We start from the raw sequence: 4,970 nt of genomic DNA, 5'->3' as shown, positions 1-4,970 counted from the left end.
TAGTTCACGCCATCGTGAGCCGCATCGGTACCAGGGCCGCTAAGGTCGATGACCGGCGCGGCGTTGGCCTTGACCGAGATCACCGAGTTTGCAGTACCGGTGTGCGTACCCGTGCCGCCGTCGTCGACGGTGACTTTCACGGTACGGTCGCCCTTGCTAGTGGTGTCGGTGGTGCTGAAGGTGATGCGCTGAATCGCAGTGGCGTAGTCCGCCTGCGAAGCCGTTCCGGTGAGCTCGATGTGGGTTGCGGTCGATTTGGATGCATCGACTGTGATGCCGGTTGGCAACGTGCCTACGTTCAGCTTGTCACCCGTTGTCGAACCAGCAGTGATCTCGATCACGGCACCTTTAATGGTGGTGCCATCCGGATCGGTGATCAGCGTGGTCGGCGCGGCAATCGCAACACCGGTGTGGCCTTGGGTTGCGGTCGCGGCGAAGTCATTGCCTGCGGCGGTTGGGCCGTTGAGGTCGATCACTGGAGCATCGTTGACCGGCACCACGTTAACCGTGGTGGTCGCGCTCGACGTCGCCGTTGCAGTGCCCGTGCCGTCATCGACGGTAATGGTGATGGTGCGCGGCGTCGTGTCCGGGTTGGTGCTGGAGTTGCTGTACGTGATGTTTTTGATCGCAGCCTGGTAATCCGCGAAGGTGGTCGCGCTGGTGCCGGTCAGCACGATCTTGCCCGCTGTGCTGGTGTCTGCGGTGATGCCATGCAGACCAGCCAGGCTACCCAGGTTCAGCGAGTCGCTCGTTTTGGCGTTGGTCAGCGCGATCGTCACCGACTTCAGTGTGCTGCCGTCGTGGTCGGTGAGGCTGGTTTGCAAACCAGCAATCGACACCGGGCTGCCTTTTTCGGTGAACGTCGTGCTGTAGTCATGGCCCAGCGTCGTGGTGTCCAGATCCAGTACCGGCGCAGTGTTCACTGGCTGGTGCACGATGACCGAGAGTGTCTTGGACGTCGACGCGTGATCGCCGTTTTCTTTCTCTGTCGACGTCGCTGCGACCGTCAGGTTGAAGTTGGTGGTGCCGACGGTAGGTGTGATGGTCAGGCCCGACAGATTCCAGCCGGTGACATCGACATTACCTTGTGCGTCAGCCGTCGCGCTGTGGGTCGCATCTTTCAGCACTGCGCCCGCAGGCACGCCGCTGATTTTCACGCTCAGCGTTTCAGAACCGTCGGTATCGGTCAGCGCCGGCGTAATGGAAACCAGGGAAATCGCCTTCCCCGCAGTGCCTTCGTTCAGCGCGTAGCCGGTGTAGAAACCTTCAACGGCGTTGCCCTTGACGTTCAGCGCGCTGACGTCGATACCGGCTGCCTGCAAGTCGGCAATCGAGTTGTAAGTCGGCACGCCACTGCTGCCCAGCGGCGTTGCTGCGCCGCCGTTGACCGACATCTGGACTTCGTAGTTGCCCGGGCCGTTCTGGTTGTAGTGGTACAGCTCAAGGGTGTAATAGCCGGACACGCTTGGCGTGTAGGCGCTGCCAATGATCTTGCCCGACTGGACGTTCCAGCTGGCGGTCGCCACGTTGGTGCCACCGACGTTGATCAGCAGGCTGTCATCGCCGTGACCGCTGAAGGTGTAGGACTTGCCCGCTTCGAGGTAGATCAGGCCCGTGGTCAGCGACCCGGTGCCCTGCACGACATTCGTGCTCACGTAGTTGGCAACGGTAGTGGTGCTGTGCGCCAGACTGCCATTGGAGGCCGCCGCGTCGAACACCGTTTTCAGGTTGGCAGTCGGTTCGCCACCGCCATCGGTGTGCAGACCGCTCAGGTTGCCGACCCAGGTGACTTGCGTCAGACCGGTGGAAGGCAATGTTGGGGCTGCAGTTGCGGCACTGCCTGGCAGGACAGTAGAGCCCAGATCCAAGGTCGGTGCGTCGGCAATCGGCTTCACGTCGATGTGCAGAGTCGCGTTGCTGCCAGTGACGGCATCTGCGCCCGAGCCGAAGACCGGCTTGAACGTCAGCTGCGTGTAGTCCGGGCTGATGCCCGACGCGTTGTGCACTGGCACGAACTGCAACAGACCGCCCGTGACGTCAGCCTTGCTGATAGTCAGGCCGCTGCTGCCCAGGTCCGATGCGGTCAGCGTCTGACCTTTGTAGACCAGCGAACCTGCGGTTGGCAGCGACGTGATCACAATGCCGGACGCCGGCGAGCCAGACGAGTTGATGCCCAGCGAATCCCACGACACGGTTTGCGTGGCATCTTCGTCGCCGAGGATCGTGCCGCCCGCAGCACCTTGCACGTTGATAGTGGTGGTCGCCGAGGACGAGTGATTCAGATCGGCGCCATCGTCCACGAGCACGGTGATGGTGCGCGGCGTGGTTACGGTCGAGGTCGTGCTGAACGTGATGGCGTGGATCGCGTCCTGGAAGTCCTTCAGCGTCGGCGTGCCGGTCGCACTGGCGGTCAGCGTGATCACACCCATCGAGGTTTGGGTCGCCACGACGCCATTGTTCAGCGTTGCCACTTTGGAGAAGTCCAGCGCGTCACCGGTTTGTGAGCCGTTGAGCGTGACCGTCGCGAACTTCAGCGTCGTGTTGTCCACATCTGTGACGGTGACGGAGGCCGCAGAAATGGCGACGCCTGCCTGGCCTTGAGTGACGGTGGTGGTGTAGTCGACGCCGTTCGACGTGCCGACGACGGTGTCTGGACCGTTGAGGTCGATGATCGGAGTGTCGTTGATCTGCACCACATGAATGGTGGTGGTCGAAACCGGTGTGATGGCCGAGATACCCGAGCCGTCATCGAGCTGGACGGTGATGGTGGGGTAGCGATCGACGTGAGCCGGTTCTTCACTGGAGCTGCTGAAGGTGATGGCCTTGATGGCGTCTTCATACGCAGACTTCGGCGCGTCGCCCGACAGGGTCACGACATTGCCGTTCAGAGTGGCAGTGACCCCATTGCCCAGCGCGTTGACCGCCGAGATGTCCAACTTGTCCAACGGATCGGCGTTACTGAGGGTGATCTTGGCACCTTTCAGGTTGGCGTCGTCCGCATCGGTGATCTTCAGATCGCCCACGATGGAAATCGCAGGGGCCTGCTCGTTGTACGTCACGGCGTAGTCGTTGCCCGGATGAGCGGCGTCGTCGCCATTCAGGTCCGCGACCGGCAGGGCATTGGCCTTCACGGAAATGGTCGTGACGGCTGCAGCGGAGTCGATGATGCCGTCGTTCACGACCACATTAATGGTGCGCGTGGTGGTGTCGGTCGACGTAGTGCCGAAGGTGATGGCTTTGATTGCTGCTTCGAAGTCGGCTTGGGACGCTACGGTGCCGTCTTTGGCGGTCAGTACAACTTTGCTTCCGTCAGCGCTGACGCTCGCAACGATGGAGGAAGGCAAGGTGCCCGCCGCCAGCGCGTCGCCAGTGATGTGGGTGCCGCCGATGCTGATGGTCGCGGACTTGAGGTCTGGACTGTCGGAGTCGGCGATCTTCAGGTCGGTGTCGGCGATAGCAACTGGGCCAGTGTGACCCAGGGTCAGACTGGTGGTGTAGTTGTTGCCGGTCGCACCGCTGGAGTCGTTGCCGTCCAGATCAATCGTCGGTGTGACGTTGGCAACCACAGTCACTGTAGTGGTGGCCGGAGCGGAGTCGACGATGCCGTCGTTGATCACAACATTGATGGTACGGGTGCTGGTATCAGTCGACGAAGTACCGAAAGTGATCGCCTTGATCGCTGTTTCGAAGTCAGCTTGCGATGCCACGGTGCCGTCTTTGGCGGTCAGGACGATGCTGCTGCCGTCTGCGCTAACGGCTGCAACGATAGTGGAAGGCAAGGTGCCTGCCGCCAAAGCGTCGCCAGTGATGTGCGTGCCGCCGATGCTGATCGTCGCGGACTTGAGGTCCGGGCTATCGGAGTCGGCAATTTTCAGGTCGGTATCGGCGATAGCAACTGGGCCAGTGTGACCCAAGGTCAGACTGGTGGTGTAGCCGGTGCCGGTCGCACCGCTGGAATCATTGGCATCCAGGTCAATCGTCGGTGTGACGTTCGCAACTACGGTCACTGTAGTGGTGGCTGGAGCGGAGTCGACGATGCCATCGTTGATTACAACGTTGATAGTGCGAGTGCTCGTGTCGATCGAGCTTGTGCCAAAGGTAATGGCCTTGATCGCAGCTTCGAAGTCAGCCTGCGATGCCACGGTGCCGTCTTTAGCGGTCAGCACAACTTTGCTGCCGTCTGCGCTGACGCTCGCAACGATAGTGGAAGGCAAGGTGCCTGCCGCCAGCGCGTCGCCAGCGATGTGCGTGCCGCCGATGCTGATGGTTGCGGACTTGAGGTCTGGACTGTCGGAGTCGGCGATTTTTACGTCGATGTCGGCGATGGCGATGGCGCCGGTGTGGCCCAGGGTGAAGCTGGTGGTGTAGTTGTTGCCAGTTGCACCGCTGGAGTCGTTGCCGTCCAGATCGACGGTTGGGACTGCGTTTGGCGAAACACTGATCGTGGTAACTGCCGGAGCCGAGTCGACGATGCCGTCGTTCACGACCACATTGATCGTGCGAGTGCTGGTATCGGTCGACGAAGTACCGAAGGTGATCGCCTTGATCGCTGCTTCGAAGTCGGCTTGGGACGCTACGGTGCCGTCTTTGGCAGTCAGCACGATAGAGCTGCCGTCAGCGCTTACGGCTGCAACGATAGTGGAGGGCAAGATGCCTGCCGCCAGCGCGTCACCAGTGATGTGCGTGCCGCCGATGCTGATGGTCGCGGACTTCAGGTCCGGGCTATCGGAGTCGGCGATCTTCAGGTCGGTATCGGCGATAGCAACTGGGCCAGTGTGACCCAAGGTCAGACTGGTGTTATAGCCGGAACCGGTTGCGCCGCTGGAGTCGTTGCCGTCGAGGTCGATGGTTGGGACCACGTTCGGGGAGACGGTGATCGTGGTGACCGCCGGGGCCGAATCAACGATACCGTCGTTCACGACCACATTAATGGTGCGCGTGGTGGTGTCGGTCGACGAAGTACCGAAGGT

General features: G+C 61.3%; 1 protein-coding gene. It reads right to left on the bottom strand.

Annotated features, from left to right (window positions below):
• Nucleotides 1-4,970: beta strand repeat-containing protein (locus ACWKWE_RS27945; protein ID WP_483852367.1), on the bottom strand; the 4,970-nt coding region annotated here is incomplete at both ends.

It is taken from the genome of Pseudomonas salicis, from assembly GCF_057128705.1.
Note: the sequence above shows the minus strand (reverse complement) of the source record. Positions and strands in the feature narration are given on the sequence as shown.